Source organism: Streptomyces sp. WM6372 (genome assembly GCF_001279655.1).
Lineage (GTDB): Bacteria > Actinomycetota > Actinomycetes > Streptomycetales > Streptomycetaceae > Streptomyces.
In genome coordinates this window covers 55566-73308 of the sequence record NZ_LGDB01000002.1, presented here as the reverse complement: position 1 = coordinate 73308, position 17743 = coordinate 55566, and the positions used below count along the sequence as shown (strand labels likewise).

The 17743-nt window shown below is 68.8% G+C and carries 18 protein-coding genes; 2 read left to right on the top strand and 16 right to left on the bottom strand.

Annotated elements, in window-relative coordinates:
• Positions 1 to 5 precede the first annotated feature (5 nt).
• The 12 genes from rplW to rfbB form a co-directional block, all read right to left on the bottom strand.
• Entirely contained in the window at positions 6 to 329 is a 324-nt protein-coding gene (rplW, locus tag ADK52_RS01560) for a 50S ribosomal protein L23 (protein ID WP_030154694.1), read from the bottom strand.
• Complete coding sequence (rplD, locus tag ADK52_RS01555) at positions 329 to 979, bottom strand: 50S ribosomal protein L4 (protein WP_030298210.1); 651 nt, start codon at positions 977 to 979, stop codon at positions 329 to 331. The genes rplW and rplD overlap by 1 nt, the downstream gene beginning before the upstream one ends.
• Positions 980 to 984: 5 nt before the next feature.
• Complete coding sequence (gene rplC / locus ADK52_RS01550) at positions 985 to 1629, bottom strand: 50S ribosomal protein L3 (protein WP_008739720.1); 645 nt, start codon at positions 1627 to 1629, stop codon at positions 985 to 987.
• Between the two features lie 14 nt (positions 1630 to 1643).
• The gene (gene rpsJ / locus ADK52_RS01545; protein ID WP_003948644.1) at positions 1644 to 1952 is read right to left on the bottom strand and encodes a 30S ribosomal protein S10; all 309 of its coding nucleotides are present in this window, start codon (positions 1950 to 1952) and stop codon (positions 1644 to 1646) included.
• A gap of 486 nt (positions 1953 to 2438) precedes the next feature.
• On the bottom strand, positions 2439 to 3566 hold the full coding sequence (locus tag ADK52_RS01540) for a hypothetical protein (protein ID WP_053687971.1): 1128 nt from the start codon (positions 3564 to 3566) through the stop codon (positions 2439 to 2441).
• 359 nt (positions 3567 to 3925) lie between these two features.
• Positions 3926 to 5872 carry a hypothetical protein gene (locus ADK52_RS01535; RefSeq protein WP_053687970.1) on the bottom strand — a complete coding sequence of 649 codons (1947 nt, stop codon included), beginning with the start codon at positions 5870 to 5872 and terminating at the stop codon, positions 3926 to 3928.
• 24 nt (positions 5873 to 5896) lie between these two features.
• Positions 5897 to 6802, bottom strand: a complete 906-nt coding sequence (locus ADK52_RS01530) for a glycosyltransferase family 2 protein (RefSeq protein ID WP_107089940.1) — start codon at positions 6800 to 6802, stop codon at positions 5897 to 5899.
• Between the two features lie 6 nt (positions 6803 to 6808).
• Positions 6809 to 7303, bottom strand: a complete 495-nt coding sequence (locus ADK52_RS01525; protein ID WP_078987808.1) for a DUF2304 domain-containing protein — start codon at positions 7301 to 7303, stop codon at positions 6809 to 6811.
• Positions 7303 to 7989: a glycosyltransferase family 2 protein gene (locus ADK52_RS01520; protein ID WP_053687969.1), complete on the bottom strand. Its 687-nt coding sequence runs from the start codon at positions 7987 to 7989 to the stop codon at positions 7303 to 7305. Before ADK52_RS01520 ends, ADK52_RS01525 begins: the two co-directional genes overlap by 1 nt.
• 68 nt (positions 7990 to 8057) lie before the next feature.
• The gene (locus ADK52_RS01515; protein ID WP_182508576.1) at positions 8058 to 9389 is read right to left on the bottom strand and encodes a lipopolysaccharide biosynthesis protein; all 1332 of its coding nucleotides are present in this window, start codon (positions 9387 to 9389) and stop codon (positions 8058 to 8060) included.
• Positions 9386 to 10318, bottom strand: coding sequence for a dTDP-4-dehydrorhamnose reductase (rfbD, locus tag ADK52_RS01510; RefSeq protein ID WP_420714773.1), 933 nt, complete (start codon positions 10316 to 10318; stop codon positions 9386 to 9388). Before rfbD ends, ADK52_RS01515 begins: the two co-directional genes overlap by 4 nt.
• A complete protein-coding gene (rfbB, locus tag ADK52_RS01505; RefSeq protein ID WP_053687968.1) occupies positions 10315 to 11292 on the bottom strand; it encodes a dTDP-glucose 4,6-dehydratase in 978 nt (325 codons plus the stop codon). Before rfbB ends, rfbD begins: the two co-directional genes overlap by 4 nt.
• Positions 11293 to 11376: 84 nt before the next feature.
• On the opposite strand from rfbB, the gene rfbA reads away from it, so the two are divergent.
• Positions 11377 to 12252, top strand: coding sequence for a glucose-1-phosphate thymidylyltransferase RfbA (gene rfbA, locus ADK52_RS01500; RefSeq protein WP_053687967.1), 876 nt, complete (start codon positions 11377 to 11379; stop codon positions 12250 to 12252).
• Entirely contained in the window at positions 12249 to 12851 is a 603-nt protein-coding gene (gene rfbC, locus ADK52_RS01495) for a dTDP-4-dehydrorhamnose 3,5-epimerase (RefSeq protein ID WP_030873558.1), read from the top strand. Before rfbA ends, rfbC begins: the two co-directional genes overlap by 4 nt.
• A 227-nt stretch (positions 12852 to 13078) precedes the next feature.
• Here the strand turns inward: rfbC and tuf are convergent, their stop codons facing one another.
• The 4 genes from tuf to rpsL form a co-directional block, all read right to left on the bottom strand.
• A complete protein-coding gene (gene tuf, locus ADK52_RS01490; RefSeq protein ID WP_053687966.1) occupies positions 13079 to 14272 on the bottom strand; it encodes an elongation factor Tu in 1194 nt (397 codons plus the stop codon).
• A gap of 151 nt (positions 14273 to 14423) precedes the next feature.
• Complete coding sequence (gene fusA / locus ADK52_RS01485; RefSeq protein ID WP_053687965.1) at positions 14424 to 16556, bottom strand: elongation factor G; 2133 nt, start codon at positions 16554 to 16556, stop codon at positions 14424 to 14426.
• A gap of 39 nt (positions 16557 to 16595) precedes the next feature.
• Positions 16596 to 17066 (bottom strand): 30S ribosomal protein S7, encoded by a 471-nt coding sequence (gene rpsG, locus ADK52_RS01480; protein WP_007265894.1) that lies wholly within the window; start codon positions 17064 to 17066, stop codon positions 16596 to 16598.
• 2 nt (positions 17067 to 17068) lie between these two features.
• On the bottom strand, positions 17069 to 17440 hold the full coding sequence (gene rpsL / locus ADK52_RS01475) for a 30S ribosomal protein S12 (RefSeq protein ID WP_007265893.1): 372 nt from the start codon (positions 17438 to 17440) through the stop codon (positions 17069 to 17071).
• Between the last annotated feature and the right edge of the window lie 303 nt (positions 17441 to 17743).

Here is a 17743-nt window from a genome sequence, read left to right as displayed (position 1 = left end):
CTCCGTTAGGAGGCCTGGCCGCCGAAGATGTCGATTCGGTCGCCCTCAGCGAGGGTCACGATGGCGCGCTTGGTGTCAGCGCGCTTGCCGAAACCGGTCTTGGTGCGCTTGCGCTTACCCTGACGGTTGATCGTGTTGACCCCGGTGACCTTGACCCCGAAGACCGCCTCGACGGCCTGCTTGATCTGGGTCTTGTTGGAGCCGGGCGCGACGATGAACGTGTACTTGTTCTCGTCCAGCAGCGCGTAGCTCTTCTCCGAGACAACCGGCTTGATCAGCAGGTCGCGCGGGTCAGTGAAGGTCTTGCTGGTAACGGTCGCCTCGGACATCAGGCGTCGCTCCCTTCGGTCTCATCGGCCTTGGGGCCAGACACGAAGGACTCGAGCGCGGCCTGGGTGAAGACCACGTCGTCAGAGACGATCACGTCGTACGTGTTCAGCTGGCCCGGCTCCAGGATGTGAACCTGGGGCAGGTTGCGGGCGGACAGCCACGCGGCCTCGTCGGCGCGCTCGACGACCAGGAGCAGGTTCTTGCGCTCCGAGATCTTGCCGAACAGCGTCTTGGCGGCCTTCGTGGAGACGGCACCCTCGACCACGCCGGTGACGACGTGGATGCGGGAGTGACGCGCACGGTCCGAGAGGGCACCACGGAGGGCGGCGACCTTCATCTTCTTGGGGGTCCGCTGCGAGTAGTCACGCGGCTGCGGGCCGTGGACGACGCCACCGCCGGCGAACTGCGGAGCGCGGGTCGAACCCTGACGGGCGCGGCCGGTGCCCTTCTGGCGGTACGGCTTGCGGCCACCACCACGGACTTCGCCACGGGTCTTCGTCTTGTGCGTGCCCTGACGGGCAGCAGCCAGCTGAGCGACGACGACCTGGTGGATCAGCGGAACGCTGGTCTTCGCGTCGAAGATCTCCGCGGGGAGCTCGACGGTACCGGCCTTGTCGCCTGCCGGCGAAAGGATGTCAATGGTGCTCATTAACCTCAAGCCCCCTTGGCCGCGGTACGGACCAGGACGAGGCCGCCGTTCGGACCGGGGACTGCGCCCTTGATGAGGAGCAGACCCTTCTCCGCGTCTACCGCGTGGATGGTCAGGTTCTGGGTGGTGACGCGCTCGTTGCCCATACGACCAGCCATGCGCATGCCCTTGAAGACACGCCCAGGGGTGGCGCAGCCACCGATCGAACCGGGGGAGCGGTGCTTGCGCTGCACACCGTGACCGGCGCCGAGGCCCCGGAAGTTGTGCCGCTTCATGACACCGGCGAAGCCCTTGCCCTTGCTGTTGCCCGTGACGTCAACCTTGACGCCGGACTCGAACACCTGGGCGGTGATCTCCTGGCCGAGCGTGTACTCGCTGGCGTCGGAGGTGCGGAGCTCCACCAGGTGGCGGCGCGGGGTCACGTCGGCCTTGGCGAAGTGGCCCTTGAGGGGCTTGTTCACCTTGCGCGGGTCGATCTCGCCGAAGGCGATCTGGACCGACTCGTAGCCGTCGATGTCGTTCGTACGGACCTGGGTAACGACGCAGGGCCCGGCCTTGACGACGGTCACCGGGACGACACGGTTGTTCTCGTCCCAGACCTGGGTCATGCCGAGCTTCTCGCCCAGGACGCCCTTGATCTGCTTTGCCATCTTCTCGACGCCTCTCAGAGCTTGATCTCGATGTCAACGCCGGCCGGAAGGTCCAGGCGCATCAGCGAGTCAACGGTCTTGGGCGTCGGGTCGAGGATGTCGATCAGGCGCTTGTGCGTGCGCATCTCGAAGTGCTCGCGCGAGTCCTTGTACTTGTGCGGCGACTTGATGACGCAGTACACGTTCTTCTCAGTGGGCAGCGGCACCGGGCCTGCGACCGACGCACCAGTGCGGGTCACCGTCTCGACGATCTTCTTCGCCGAGGAGTCGATGACCTCGTGGTCGTAGGCCTTGAGCCGGATGCGGATCTTCTGTCCCGCCATGGCTACTCCGTAGTCCTGTCTGTTGTGGAAACGCTCTGGCCCTCGGTCGGCTGTGGATCTCTCCACCGCTTCTCTCCGACCCACGCGGTCGGGCGTGTCGCACTCCCTCTACAGAAAATTCCCATACGGAAATTCCCTCGTCCAAGGGGGTGCGGCCCAAGGCCGCGGTTCGGGGGAGAAACACCCACCGAGCGCCTGGCGGGCACCGTGCTGACGCTTCCCAGAAGATTCCCGTACGTCCGCCCCATTGCTGCCCCGAGAGGCAGGTAAAGGCGACGAGTACTGTGGGACTCGCTTCCGGTCCTCCCGGCGGGAGGCGCGCAGCATCGGCACTCAGCCGAGCAACTTGAGTAGTCTGCCATACAAGACACGTACTGCGCCAATCGGGCCGAAGAGAATACCCCTCCCCGGTGAGTGGTCAAACCGCGCCACGCGACGGAACGGCCCGGGCCCCGCCTGGGGTCCGCCCGGGCCGTCCCACGGGCCTCAGCTGCGCGAGAGAGTCCCGCAGCCCTCCCGGTCGCCGGAGTCGATGGCCTTGCTGCGGTCGTACGGGTCCACGGGCGTCCCGGAGGGGGCGGGACCCGCCTGCCGGTCCTCGTCGAAGACGGGGTGCAGGAATCCGTCGTGGACGTCGCAGGCGGTGTTGGCGAGGTCGACGTTCGTCTTCTCCAGCCAGATCTTGCCGGCGGTGGCCTGCCACTTGCGCGGGTCGGCGATCGAGAAGGTGATCTCGCGCCGCACGATGGCGCGCTCCACCTGCTCGGCGCCCGGCTTCGCCTTCACGAAGGGGTGGACGAAGGTGTAGTCGGCCAGCACGTTGGCCTGGCCGGCCTCCTTGCCGGGCTCCACCCACATCCGGCCGCGGACCTTGACCACGTCGCCCGCGGGCTTCAGCTCGGCCGGCTTGACCCGGGTGAACAGGTGCAGCGGGTCGTTCTCCTTCGTCGGGGCCGTCAGCGAGCCCTCCAGGCGGCTCAGCTCGTCCTCCAGCTTCGGATCGAGCAGCTCCAGCGCCGCCGCCGGCCGCTCCCCGCGCAAGGTCGCCGGGTCGAGGTTGGCCGAGACCAGGAACTGCTTGGCCTTCTCCAGCGCGTCGGCGACCTGCTCCTTGCTCATCCCGCCGACGGCCTGGGCCTCCGGGAGCTCGATCCCGGCTGCTCCGTCGGCCCACTGGAGGGCCGGAGAGCCCCTGAAGGGGTCCTTGAGCGTCGGCCGGTCCGCAGCGGGGGCCGAGGGCGGGGCGCTGGGCCGGGCGGTCTCGGCGGGCAGCGGCTCGCGGGCCTTCTCGTCCCGCCCGGCCTTGCCGGTGACCCGGTCGATGACCAGTTCCGGGCGTACGGCGATCAGCGCGAGGGCCGCGATGAAGACGACCGCCGCCGCGGCCTTGAGCCGCCGCTTGCCCCTCCCCCGCCGCTCCCTCTCCTGCCAGGCCGGACCGGTGCGCCAGCCGGCCGGCTCCGCGGGCTCGGCGCGCAGCCGCGCGGTGACCATGCGCTGCCGGGCGGAGGGCTCCTGCGGGGCCTGGCCCGCGCCCGCCTGGGCCTGCTCCAGGAACCGGGCCCACTCCTCGTCGGAGAGCGCCGGCCTGTCGTCGTTGTCGTTCGTTCCCATGTCCCACCCCTGGAAAAGGCGGGGCCCCCAGGACCAGCTCCCGAGGGCCCCGCCGAAACGTCTCTGCTACTTGCTGAAGCAACCCGTGATGTCGGCGATCAGGTCACCCGCGGAACGCGGTCGCCGGCCGTGCCGGTCGACCGGCCGATGGTCAGGACGCCGCCGCAGACGCCACCGGAGGCGGCTTCGACGCCCGGCCGCACCGGCACGCCCTTGACGGCGGCGACCTCCGGCTGCGCGGCAGGGCCGGAGGCGCGGAGCGGGTCGGGCCGTGCGGAGAGCCGGTTGTGCGTCCGCCCGGGGCGTCGAGGGAACGGCCGGGACGGAGGCAGCCCGGGGACGTCCGGGCCGCGCCGCCGTCACCTCTTCTGGGCGTCCTTCTCCTTCTGAGCGGCTTCCTTGCGGGCCTGCCGGTCGGCCTCGGCGTCGCGCTCGATGTCCGCCCGCGAGCGCACGCGCTTGGGGGCCTCCATCCCGCAGACGCTGGGCCAGTCGTCGGCCACGATGCCGGCGCACCAGATGAAGTCCTGGATGGGGCCGGGCTTCCAGTCGTCCTTCTCGATGTCCCAGCAGTTCTCGCGGGGCGAGAAGCGCGGGCAGCTGCCGTCGCGCTGCTTGATGACGTGTGCGCGGTACGCGTCGATGCCCATCGAGTCGACGTCGGACGAGGGCATGTAGCGGTTGACCGACCAGGACGCGCCCATGGTGGCGAACAGGGCGACCACGCACACCATCCCGGCGGCGAGCTGGCGGACCACCCGCGGCGGGATGACCCGGGCGAGCCCGGCCCCGGAAGCGGAATCCGAAGCGGGGCCCGAAGCGGGGCCCGAAGCGGAACCGGCCCCGGCGCCGCTCGGGCGCAGCATGCGCTCGACCCACCCGGAGCCCCGGTTGACCACGGCCATCATGCCGAGCACGGCGAGGATCATCAGGCAGTACATGATGATCCACGTGGTGCGCGGGTAGAGCTGGATGGCCTTGTCCTGGGCCATGTGCCCGGCGAACCAGAACCGGGCGAGCCAGGCGCCGGCCAGGACCGCGGCCGCCGTGCGCACCATGATGTTGCGCATCCCGAGGCCGAGGCCCAGGCCCACCCCGAAGAGCAGCAGCAGGGCGAACCCGCTCTGGCCGGCCATCTCGCCGGCCACCGGCCAGGTCTGGTACGTGAGGGTCCCGGACCGGTCCGAGACCCAGCCGAGGACGTACCCGGGGTCGGCGTACACGGCGAGGAAGGCGTAGCGGTCGGGGTTCTCCGAGCCCAGCCGGGCCATCTGGTAGATCAGCGGGGCGCCGACGATGCCGGCCGACAGCAGCGTGACCCCTATGTAGAGGCCCGCCTTCTTGGCCGTCGCCGCGCCCTGGCGCCACGGGAAGAAGAACAGCGCGGCCACGAGGGCGCCCGGCGCGGCCCAGATGTACCAGCCGGAGTACCAGAGGAAGAGCGCGCCGAAGGTCACGCCGAGGACGAGGCCGCGCAGCAGCAGGTGCCGCGTGCCGCGCCGGCCGGCCAGGCGCATCTCGCGCAGCCAGTACCCGAGCAGCGGCAGCAGCACGATCATGACGATGTGGCTGTACGGGCGGATCGGGTCGAGGAAGAGCACCGCGGCCGGAACCGCGATCAGCAGGGCCCAGAAGGGCCGCAGCAGTATCCGCCAGGCCAGATAGGCCATCGGGCCGGCGACGGCGGTGAAGAAGATCTGGAGGTCGTGCAGGGCGAAGCCGGTCTCGCCGCGGCCGTTGTAGCGGATCTTCGCCCACAGGGCCATCAGGGCCGGGAAGGCGGGCGGGTAGATGCCCGACATCCCCTCGTGGTGCAGGAACGAGTTGGCCATGTCGATCAGGACGCCCGGGTCACCCTCCTGGCCGCCCAGCGGGTGGGGCGTGCCGTGCAGGGCGACGACGATTCCGCCGGCGATCACGCCGGTGGCCAGGCCGGCCAGGGCGGCGCAGACCAGGCGCTTGACCAGCTGGTGGCGCCGGGCCGGTCCCCGGTGGGCGGTGTAGAGCAGCAGTCCGAGCAGCGGCAGCCCGATGAGCGCGGCGTACAGCTGGAGCGTGGCGAGGCCGCTGACCTGGCCGAGGCGCACGATCGGGTTCACGTTGACGTGGCGGCTCAGCAGCATGTAGCCGAGGGCCGCCGTGAGGCTGACGACGCCCTCGGCGACGGCGAGCACGCGGCGCCGGGACGTCCAGGGGCGACGGGCCGCCGAAAGGGAGGAGACCGGTCCGGCGTCCGGGGTCCCGGTACCGGTCCGGCTGTGCGCCGTGCCGGATGTTCCGACGACCTCGGGGGCCAGGTGTGTCATCTCAGTCCAATTCCGTCGCGGGTGTCAGTCGGCGCGCTGACCGGCGGTGAACGCGTGCTTGGCGAGCGTACGAACGCCCTCCCGGTGGCCGCGGAGCAGGGCGCCGGGGAGCATCGTGATGGCGTGGAAGCGGGAGGCGCTGTGGAAGCGGGCCGCCCGCGCGGCCTTGGGCCAGCCCCGGCCGTCCATCCGGTCGGCCACGGCGGAGAAGTACCGCTCGGCCTCGGTGAAGCGGGTTCCGGAGAAGGCCTGCACCGAGGACTCGCTGACCGCGTGGCGGCGGTACTGGAACACCGTCGTGGACTCGTCGATCAGCATCTGCTCGCCGATTTCGAGGAGGTCGACCACGAGGGCCAGGTCCTGGATCACCGAGTACTCGTCGCGGAAGTTGACTCCGCGCAGGGCCTCGCCGCGCCAGCAGATGGACGGGAAGTACAGCCAGTTCCCGCGCAGCACGCTGGTGGCGAGCTCCTCGCCGCCCATCAGGCGCCGGCCCTTGACCTGCGGTGCGTACAGCCGCCGCTTGGTCTGGTCGGCGAGCCCGTACGCGACCTGCCCGGTGCCGTCGATCACCTCGACGCCGGGCTGGACCATGCCGATGCCCGGGTTGTCGGTGATCAGGGCGCGGACGGTCTCCAGGTAGTGCGGGTGCAGCAGGTCGTCGCAGCCCATGATGACGACGTAGTCGGCCTCGGAGAGCCGTACGCACTTCTGGAAGTTCTTGGTGATGCCGAGGTTCTGCTCGTTGCGGGTGTAGTGGACCCGCTCGTCGCCGAGGGCCTCGAACCAGCCCGGGACGTCCGGCTCCTTGCCGTCGTCGATGACGACGAGGCGGAAGTCGGGGTCCGTCTGGGCCAGGACGCTGCGGACGGCGTCCTGCATCAGCTGCACGTCCCCGTAGTAGGGGAGCATGAAGTCGAAGGTCACCACGGGACGTCAGGCCTTCACGGTGTCGGAGTCGACGGGCTCGGACTTCGGCTCGGACTTCAGCTCGGCCTCGGTCACGACGGCGGCGGCCTCGGTCACGACGGCTTCGGTCACGACGGCCTCGGTCACGACGACACCGGCGGGGGTCCCGCCCAGGCGCGCGTCGTTGTGCCGTGCGCCCTCGGCCAGGGCCACGGTCCTGGCCAGGTCGGTGAGCTTCTTCTCCAACGAGCGGAAGCGGAGGAAGGTGTTGAGGGTCAGGAAGCCCATCGCCAGCACCATGACGTACAGCACGAGGTCGGTGCCGCGGCCGACGCCGAGCTGGTGCGCCACCCACGTGACGTCCGTGGGGCGGAGCACCGCGTACACGTTGACGATGACGAACACCGAGAACGCGATGCGCTTCCAGGCACGGTTCTTCGCCTGGCCCCACGTCCGTATGAACATGAGGGCCATCGACACCGAGCCCGCGATGAGCAGCAGCTGGATCCAGAAGTACTTCATCAGCGGCTTCGCTCCCGCATCGTGATGTCAAAGATGATGTTGACGCCGTTGATCAGGGACTGGCCCTTGGCGCGCGAGTACTCGGTGTAGAGGATGTCCACGGGGACCTCGGTGACGCGCAGACCGGACCCGGCCAGGTAACCGACGATCTCCGACGCGTGCGCCATGCCGTTCATGGTGATGTTCAGCTGCTCGGCGGCCTTGCGGCTGAGCACGCGCAGGCCGTTGTGCGAGTCGGTGAGCTTCAGCTTGCGGGCGGTCGGGCTGACCGTCGCGGCCGTACGCAGCACCACGCGCTTGATCCACGGCACTTGGCCGTTCTGCTCGATGAAGCGCGAGCCGAGGACCACGTCGGCCTCGTCGTCGCGCAGCACCTGGACCATCTTCTCGACGTCGTGCGTCTGGTGCTGGCCGTCCGCGTCGAACGTCGCGAAGTAGCGGGCACCGGGCTGCGTGAGGGCGTACTTGAGGCCGGTCTGGAGGGCGGCGCCCTGGCCGAGGTTGACGGGGTGGCGCACCAGGTGGGCGCCGGTCGTCGCGATGTGCTCGGCCGAGTTGTCGGAGCTGCCGTCGTCGACGACGACTATGTTCGGGAAGGTCTTGCGCGCTCCCTCGACCACATCGGCGATCACCTGGCCCTCGTTATAGGCCGGAATGACCAGCCAGACATCGTCGTATTGGGACACGGTAGCTCCAGCGGAATGTGGCACGTGCGCGTGCTCGGTGATCGGTGGGACGTCGGAAGCCGGCATGGTCACTCCCCGACCGCTCCGGCGCCCAGTGGGCTTGCGGCGACCTTGTGCCCGGGTCCTTCGGTCGCGCCCGGATCCGCTCCGGGGAACCTCAGCCTCAGCACCGCCAGCATACCGAGCACGGTGGCGAGGGAGCCGAGAGCGTAGGCCAGGATGACGCGCAGGGCCACTTCGCCCGGTGCGAAGGTGACACCGATCAGGACGACGGTGCCTGCGGCCCAGCAGAGCAGTTGCAGGTTGTGCCGCTTGAATACCATCAGCGCCTGGCCGAGGACCATCGCGAACATGTACGCCACGGTGCCGGCGGACAAAAGGAAGAAGTCGAGGCAGCCCAGTACGGGTCCGGCGTCGAACAGCACCTTGATCAGCCACGGGCCGAGCACGGTCGCGGGCACGCCGCCGAGCAGCCCCAGCAGCCCGACGACCACGCCGATCCGGCGCAGCATCGCGGAGAACGCCGCCCGGTCGCCGGCCGTGTAGGCGGCGGTGAGCCCGCCCAGCAGCGAGGCCTGGAGCGAGCCGAAGACGAACAGCGGCACCCGGGCCAGGACCAGCGCGTTCAGCAGTGCCGCGATCAGCACGCTGTCGGTGGGGGCGAGCAGCTTGGTGCTCATCACCGCGGCGTTGACGACGACCTGGGACAGCAGGGTCGAGCAGATCAGCAGGCCGAGGCCGGCGGTCAGTTCGCGCCAGGCGATCTCCTCGCCGGGCTCCACGGCGCGCAACAGCGTCGGCAGGGTGACCAGCGTCGCGGCGATCGGCGCGACGGCCAGGACCAGGCTGAAGGCGAGCGCCGAGTGCAGCCCGGCCACCGCGCAGCCGAAGGCGAGGGCGATGCGCAGCCCGCCGTCGACGGCCAGCTGCGCCCCGTACGCGCCGAACCGGCCGAGGCCGGCCAGGACTCCGCGGGTCAGGTAGCAGACGGCCATGCCGGTGAACGCCCCGCCGAGGGCCGCCACCAGGCCGCGGTCGCCGCGGAACAGCAGGTCCGCGATCGGGCCCGCGCCGAGCGCGAGGACGAGCAGGGTCGCGCCGAGGATGCCGGAGGTCAGGAGGGTGGCCCGGCGCAGTACGGGGGCCGCGCCCTGACCGTGCACCACGCGGGCGGCGACGATCCGGGTGAGCTCCTGCTCGATGGGGAAGAAGATGCCGAGCCCGAGCGCCATGACGATCGTCCACAGCACCGAGACGTTCGCCATGGCGTCCGTGGACAGGCTGTGGCCGGCCACGCCCAGGTGGACGTACGAGGCCGCACCGAGCACGACAGTGCCGCCGGCCACCGCGACGGTGCCCGGCGGCAGCGCCGCGGTGAGCCTGCTCAGCAGGGACTTCATCCCGTACTGCCGTTCGCGGCGCAGTTCCTGGCGGCGTCGGCCAGCGCGGTGAACGCGGGGGCGGCCAGCGCCTCGGCGAGCTGCTCGCGCCAGTCGGCGAGCGGGGCGAGCCCCGCGCCGGCCCAGCGCTCGTGCGCGAGCACGCTGAACGCGGGGCGGGCGGCCGGGCGGACGAACGCGGCGGAGGTGGTCGGCCGGATCCGCTCCGGGTCCAGCCCGCTCAGCCGGTACGTCTCGCGGGCCAGCCCCATCCAGGTGGTCCGGCCGCTCGCGGTGCCGTGGTAGATCCCGCTCTTGGCCGAGCCCTTCAGCGCGGCCAGGCCGAGCTCGACCAAGTGGCGGGCCAGCGCGTAGGACCAGGTGGGCTGGCCGTGCTGGTCGTCGACGACGTCGAGGGTGTCGCGCTGGGCGGCCAGCTTGAGCATGGTGGCGACGAAGTTCGGCCCGTGCTCGCCGTACAGCCAGGCGGTCCGGACGATGTAGCCGTCCTGCGGCAGCAGTTCGGCGACGGCCTGCTCGCCGAGCAGCTTGGAGCGCCCGTACGCGTTGAGCGGGCCGGTCTCGGCGTCCTCGCGGTACGGCTCGGTGGCGTCGCCGGGGAGCACGTAGTCGGTGGAGACGTGCAGCAGGCGCACCCGGGCGGCGGCGCAGGCCTCGGCGAGCACGCGCACGCCCGTGCCGTTGACGGCGGTGGCGGCCTCCTCGGCCGTCTCCGCGCCGTCCACGTCCGTCCAGGCGGCGCAGTTCACGACGACGGCCGCGCCCTCGACGGCGGCCCGGACGGAGGCCGGGTCGGTGATGTCGAGGTCGGCGCGGCGCAGGCCCACGGCCTCGATCCCGGCGTCCTTCAGGACGGACAGGACGTCCTGGCCGAGCATCCCGGCGGCACCGGTGACGAGCCAGCGTCCGGCTCGCGGGTTGGTCTTCACTTCTGGAGGGCCGCCTTCGCCTTCAGCGGCTCCCACCAGGCACGGTTCTCGCGGTACCAGTCGATGGTGGCCTTGATGCCGTCCTCGAAGGTGACCTGCGGGGCGTAGCCGAGCTCCGCGCCGATCTTGCTGATGTCGATGGAGTAGCGGAGGTCGTGGCCCTTGCGGTCCTCGACCTGCTCGACCATGTCCCAGCCGAGCCCGGCCGCTTCGAGCAGCACGCCCGTGAGCTCCTTGTTGGTGAGCTCGGTGCCGCCGCCGATGTTGTAGACCTCGCCGGCCCGGCCCTTGCGCATGGCCAGGTCGATGCCGCGGCAGTGGTCGGAGACGTGCAGCCAGTCGCGCACGTTGCCGCCGTTGCCGTACAGCGGGACCTTCTTGCCGTCCATCAGGTTCGAGACGAACAGCGGGATGACCTTCTCCGGGAACTGGTAGTGCCCGTAGTTGTTGGAGCAGCGCGTGACCACGACGTCCATGCCGTGCGTCCGGGCGTAGGCCAGGGCCAGCAGGTCGGACGAGGCCTTGGAGGCGGAGTACGGGGAGTTCGGCACCAGCGGCCACTCCTCGGTCCAGGAGCCCTCGCTGATCGAGCCGTACACCTCGTCGGTGGAGATGTGGACGAAGCGGCCGACGCCGTGCTTGCGGGCGGCGTCCAGCAGCACCTGCGTGCCCACGACGTTGGTCATCACGAACGGGCCGGCACCGGCGATCGAGCGGTCCACGTGGGACTCGGCGGCGAAGTGCACCACCACGTCGTGCCCGGGCATCACCTGGTCGACGGCCTCGGCGTCGCAGATGTCGCCCTTGACGAACTTGTAACCGGGGTGGTTGGCGACCGGGGCGAGGTTGGCCTCGACGCCCGAGTAGGTCAGCTTGTCGAATACCGTGATCTGGGCCGATGCGTCTGCACCGAGCTGCTGGCGGACGAATTCTGAACCGATGAAGCCGGCGCCGCCGGTCACAAGGATGCGCATAATACGAAGAGTCTAGCCGCTCGTACACCACCCACCCGGACCGGACCGCCGCGCCCCCCCGCGCTCTCGCATAGGGTTGGGCCCATGCGTGGAATTCTCTTGGCCGGTGGCACCGGATCCCGACTCTGGCCGCTGACCCGGGCAGTCTCGAAGCAGCTGCTCCCCGTCTTCGACAAGCCGATGATCTACTACCCGCTCTCCACCCTGGTCATGGCCGGAATCAGCGAGATTCTCGTCATCACCACGCCGGAGGACCGTGCGCAGTTCGAGCGACTGCTCGGCGACGGCTCCCAGTTCGGCATCCGGCTGGAGTACGCGGTCCAGGAGCGCCCCGAGGGCATCGCCCAGGCGTTCGTGCTCGGCGCCGACTTCATCGGCGACGAGTCCGTCGCCCTGATCCTCGGCGACAACATCTTCCACGGCAGCGGCCTCGGCACGCGCCTGGCGGAGCACACCGAATCCAAGGGCGGCCGCGTCTTCGCGTACCCGGTGGCCGACCCGACCGCGTACGGCGTGGTCGAGTTCGACGAGAACGGCCAGGCCATCTCCATCGAGGAGAAGCCGGTCAAGCCCAAGTCCCGCTACGCGGTGCCGGGTCTGTACTTCTACGACAACCGCGTCGTCGAGATAGCCCGCAACCTGAAGCCCAGCGCGCGCGGCGAACTGGAGATCACCGCGGTCAACGACGCGTACCTCCAGGCCGGTGAGCTGAATGTCACCATCCTCGACCGCGGTACCGCCTGGCTGGACACCGGGACCTTCGTCTCCATGGTCCAGGCCTCGGAGTTCGTCCGCGTGATCGAGGAGCGCCAGGGCTTCAAGATCGGCTGCATCGAGGAGGCGGCCTGGCGGGCCGGCCTGATCGACTCCGCGCAGCTGCGCGAACTGGCCCAGCCGCTGCTCAAGAGCGGTTACGGCGACTACCTGATCGGCCTGCTGGAAGAGGAGTCCTCCCGGTGAAGTTCCGCCAGCTCTCGATAGAGGGCGCGTACGAGATCACCCCGCAGCTGCACGGCGACCCGCGCGGCCTGTTCACCGAGTGGTACCGCTTCGACAAGCTGTCCGAGGTCGTCGGGCACCCGCTGAACCTGGCGCAGGCGAACCTGTCGGTGTCCTCGCGCGGCGTGGTCCGCGGCATCCACTTCGCCGACGTGCCGCGCGGCCAGGCCAAGTACGTGACCTGCGTGCGCGGCGCCGTGCTCGACGTCATCGTGGACCTGCGGGTCGGTTCCCCGACGTTCGGCCGCTGGGAGGGTGTCCGGCTGGACGACGTGGACCGCCGCGCGGTCTACATCCCGGAGGGCCTGGGCCACGGGTTCTGCGCGCTGAGCGACGACGCCACGCTTTCGTACCTCTGCTCGGAGACGTACAACCCGACCGGCGAGCACTCGGTTCACCCGCTCGACGCGGACCTGGGCATCGAGTGGCCGGCCGACGTGCCGCTGCTGTCCGCCCGCGACGAGGCCGCGCCGACGCTGGCCGAGGCGATCGAGTCGGGCCTGCTGCCTGACTACGCCGCCTGCAAGGAGTTCACCGAGTCCCTGCGCGTGACCGGCTGACGGCTCCCCCGCAGGACCACGCGAGAGGGCCGCACCCCGTGATCGGGGGTGCGGCCCTCTCGCGTACGCCGTGAGCCGTACACCGTGAGCCGTGACCCGTACGACGTGGCCCGTATGCCGTAACCCGTACGACGAAGGGCCCCTTCCCCGCCGCCGAGGCGGTGGGGAAGGGGCCCTTCTGTCAAACATGGTGCCCGCTCGCGCGAGCTACCAGGTCAGAGCACGAATTACTTCGTGATCTTGATGACCTGGCCGGCGCCGACCGTACGACCACCCTCACGGATGGCGAACTTCAGGCCCTCCTCCATGGCGACCGGCTGGATCAGCGCGACCGTCATCTCGGTGTTGTCGCCCGGCATGACCATCTCCGTGCCGGCCGGCAGGGTGACGACACCCGTGACGTCCGTGGTACGGAAGTAGAACTGCGGGCGGTAGTTGTTGAAGAACGGGGTGTGACGGCCACCCTCGTCCTTCGACAGGATGTAGGCCTGGGCCTCGAACTCGGTGTGCGGCGTGACCGAACCGGGCTTGATGATGACCTGGCCGCGCTCGACGTCCTCGCGCTTGATGCCACGGAGGAGCAGACCGACGTTCTCGCCCGCCTGGCCCTCGTCGAGCAGCTTGCGGAACATCTCGATACCGGTGACCGTGGTGGTGGTCTTGGTCTCCTTGATACCGATGATGTCGACGGTCTCGTTGACCTTCAGGACACCACGCTCGATACGGCCGGTGACGACGGTACCGCGACCGGTGATCGTGAAGACGTCCTCGACGGGCATGAGGAACGGCTTCTCGGTGTCACGCGGCGGGGTCGGGATGGCCTCGTCGACGGCGGACATGAGGCCGAGAAGCTTCTCGCCCCACTCCTTGTCGCCCTCAAGGGCCTTCAGCGCGGAGACGCGGACGACCGGAAGGTCGTCGCCCGGGAACTCGTACTCGGAGAGCAGCTCACGGACCTCGAGCTCGACGAGCTCCAGGATCTCCTCGTCGTCCACCATGTCGGCCTTGTTCAGGGCGACGACGATGTAGGGGACGCCGACCTGGCGGGCCAGGAGCACGTGCTCCTTGGTCTGCGGCATCGGGCCGTCGGTGGCGGCGACCACGAGGATCGCGCCGTCCATCTGCGCGGCACCGGTGATCATGTTCTTGATGTAGTCCGCGTGACCCGGGCAGTCGACGTGGGCGTAGTGACGCGCCTCGGTCTGGTACTCGACGTGCGCGATGGAGATGGTGATACCGCGCTGGCGCTCCTCAGGAGCCTTGTCGATCTGGTCGAAGGCCGAGGCCTCGTTCAGGTCCGGGTACGCGTCGTGCAGCACCTTGGTAATGGCGGCCGTGAGGGTCGTCTTACCGTGGTCAATGTGACCGATGGTGCCGATGTTGACGTGCGGCTTAGTCCGCTCGAACTTCGCCTTCGCCACGGGGGTCCTCCTGGAGAGTGGTTCTGTACGCCTTACAGATCGGCGCCAGGTGATCTTTGCTGGAAAGCCGGCCGGTCCCCGGGGCAACGGGAGTGACTCCTGTTGCCCCAGAGGCTGCCGGTGACAAGCCTAAAGCGTGTACTCGGAAGAGTTACTCGCCCTTGGCCTTCGCGATGATCTCCTCGGCGACGTTCCGGGGAACCTCGGCGTAGGAGTCGAACTGCATCGAGTAGCTGGCGCGACCCGAGGTCTTGCTGCGGAGGTCGCCGACGTAGCCGAACATCTCCGAAAGCGGCACGAGGCCCTTCACGACGCGAGCGCCGTGACGCTCCTCCATGGCCTGGATCTGGCCACGGCGGGAGTTGATGTCGCCGATGACGTCACCCATGTAGTCCTCGGGCGTGGTGACCTCTACGGCCATCATCGGCTCCATGAGCACGGGGGACGCCTTGCGCGCGGCCTCCTTGAAGGCCTGCGAACCGGCGATCTTGAACGCGAGCTCGGAGGAGTCGACCTCGTGGTAGCCACCGTCGAGAAGCGTGACGCGGACGCCCGTCATCTCGTAGCCGGCCAGGATGCCGAACTGCATGGCCTCCTGCGCACCGGCGTCGACCGAAGGGATGTACTCCTTCGGCACGCGGCCACCGGTGACCTTGTTCACGAACTCGTACGCCGGACCATCGGCGTCCGTGATCGGCTCGATCGCGATCTGCACCTTGGCGAACTGACCGGTACCACCGGTCTGCTTCTTGTGGGTGTAGTCGTGACGCTCAACGGTCCCACGGATCGTCTCGCGGTACGCGACCTGCGGCTTGCCGACGTTGGCCTCGACCTTGAACTCGCGCTTCATACGGTCGACCAGCACCTCAAGGTGCAGCTCGCCCATACCGCCGAGGATGGTCTGGCCCGTCTCCTCGTCCGAGTGAACGTGGAAGGAGGGGTCCTCCTCCGCCAGGCGCTGGATGGCGACACCCAGCTTCTCCTGGTCACCCTTGGACTTGGGCTCGATGGCGACCTGGATGACCGGAGCCGGGAAGTCCATGGACTCCAGGATCACGGGCTGCTTGTCGTCACACAGCGTCTCACCGGTGGTGGTCTGCTTCAGGCCCATGACGGCGACGATGTCACCGGCGCCCACCGCGTCGATCTCTTCACGCTTGTTGGCGTGCATGCGGTAGATCTTGCCGATGCGCTCCTTCTTGCCCTTGACGGAGTTCAGCACCGAGGTGCCGGCCTCCAGGCGGCCCGAGTAAACCCGGACGAAGGTGAGCTTGCCGAGGTGCGGGTCGCTCATGATCTTGAACGCCAGCGCCGCGAGGGGCTCCTCGTCGGACGGCTTGCGCTTCACGACCACCTCGGCGTCGCGGACGTCGTGGCCCTCGATGGCCTCGATGTCCAGCGGCGACGGCAGGTAGCGGACGACGGCGTCGAGCAGGGGCTGAACGCCCTTGTTCTTGAACGCCGTGCCACAGAACACCGCGGTGATCGTGGGCTCGCCCTTGCCCTTGCCGGAGCCGAGGATGATGCGACGGACGGCGGCGTGCAGCTGCTCGACGGAGGGCTCGTTGCCCTCCAGGAACAGCTCCATGATCTCGTCGTCGTTCTCGGCGACGGTCTCGACCAGCTTGCCGCGCCACTCTTCAGCGGCCTCGGCGTGCGTGGCCGGGATGTCGACGATGTCGTACATCTCGCCCTTGGTCGCCTCGGCGGACCAGACGAACGCCTTCATCGTGACGAGGTCGACGACACCCTGGAAGTCGGCCTCGGCACCGATGGGGAGCTGCATGACGATCGGAACCGCACCGAGGCGGTCCTTGATCATGTCGACGCAGCGGTGGAACTCGGCGCCGGTACGGTCGAGCTTGTTGACGAAGCAGATACGCGGGACGCCGTAGCGGTCCGCCTGACGCCAAACGGTCTCGGACTGCGGCTCCACACCGGCGACACCGTCGAACACGGTGACGGCGCCGTCGAGGACGCGGAGCGAACGCTCCACCTCGACGGTGAAGTCAACGTGACCCGGGGTGTCGATGATGTTGATGGTGTGGTCGACGTCCTCGAGCGGCCAGTGGCAGGTCGTCGCGGCGGACGTGATCGTGATGCCGCGCTCCTGCTCCTGCTCCATCCAGTCCATCGTGGCAGCGCCATCGTGGACTTCACCGATCTTGTAAGACACACCGGTGTAGAACAGGATGCGCTCGGTGGTGGTCGTCTTGCCCGCGTCGATGTGGGCCATGATGCCGATGTTGCGCACCTTGGCCAGGTCAAGCGAAGTGGTAGCCATATCGGCTCAGTCTTCTCTCGGTCTCGATGTGGGTTGGGACTACCAGCGGTAGTGCGCGAAGGCCTTGTTGGACTCGGCCATCTTGTGCGTGTCCTCGCGCTTCTTGACGGCCGCACCGAGGCCGTTCGAGGCGTCGAGAAGCTCGTTCATCAGGCGCTCGGTCATGGTCTTCTCGCGGCGGGCGCGGGAGTAACCCACGAGCCAGCGGAGAGCCAGGGTCGACTGACGACCCGGCTTGACCTCGACGGGAACCTGGTAGGTCGCGCCACCGACACGGCGGGACTTGACCTCGAGGGACGGCTTGACGTTCTCCAGCGCGCGCTTCAGCGTGATGACCGGGTCGTTGCCGGTCTTCTCGCGGAGGCCTTCCATGGCGCCGTAAACGATGCGCTCGGCGGTGGAGCGCTTGCCGTTCAGGAGGATCTTGTTGATGAGCGACGTCACCAGAGGAGATGCGTAGACCGGGTCGATGATGACCGGGCGCTTCGGGGCGGGGCCCTTACGAGGCATTCTTACTTCTCCTTCTTGGCGCCGTAGCGGCTGCGGGCCTGCTTGCGGTTCTTGACAGCCTGGGTGTCAAGCGCACCGCGGATGATCTTGTAACGAACACCCGGCAGGTCCTTCACACGGCCACCACGCACGAGCACGATCGAGTGCTCCTGCAGGTTGTGTCCCTCACCCGGAATGTAAGCGGTGACCTCGATGCCGGAGGTCAGACGCACACGCGCGACCTTACGGAGCGCCGAGTTCGGCTTCTTCGGGGTGGTCGTGAACACACGCGTGCAGACGCCACGGCGCTGGGGCGAAGCCTCAAGCGCGGGCGTCTTCGTCTTCTCGACCTTGTCCTGCCGGCCCTTACGGACCAGCTGCTGGATCGTAGGCACTACTTCTCCGGTTTCTGTGTGCCGTGTAGTGAAGCTAACCTGGAACTTTGCCGACCCACGCGGTCGGGTGTGTCGGATCCGGCGGAGCTCCGCGCAAGCACGGAAACGCATGGATCGCGGTGGCTGATCCGGCTCTCATGCGGTTGATGGACACGCACGGGAGCCCAGGCACACCCCAGGCACAAGGTCTGAGCGTACCTACCGCATCCCATCCGGTCAAAACAAAGCCCCGCGCGGGACAAGTGCGACATCGCCGCCGGTCATGTGCCGCTTGGGCGAGACCCGGGTGTGGCGCTGCCGACT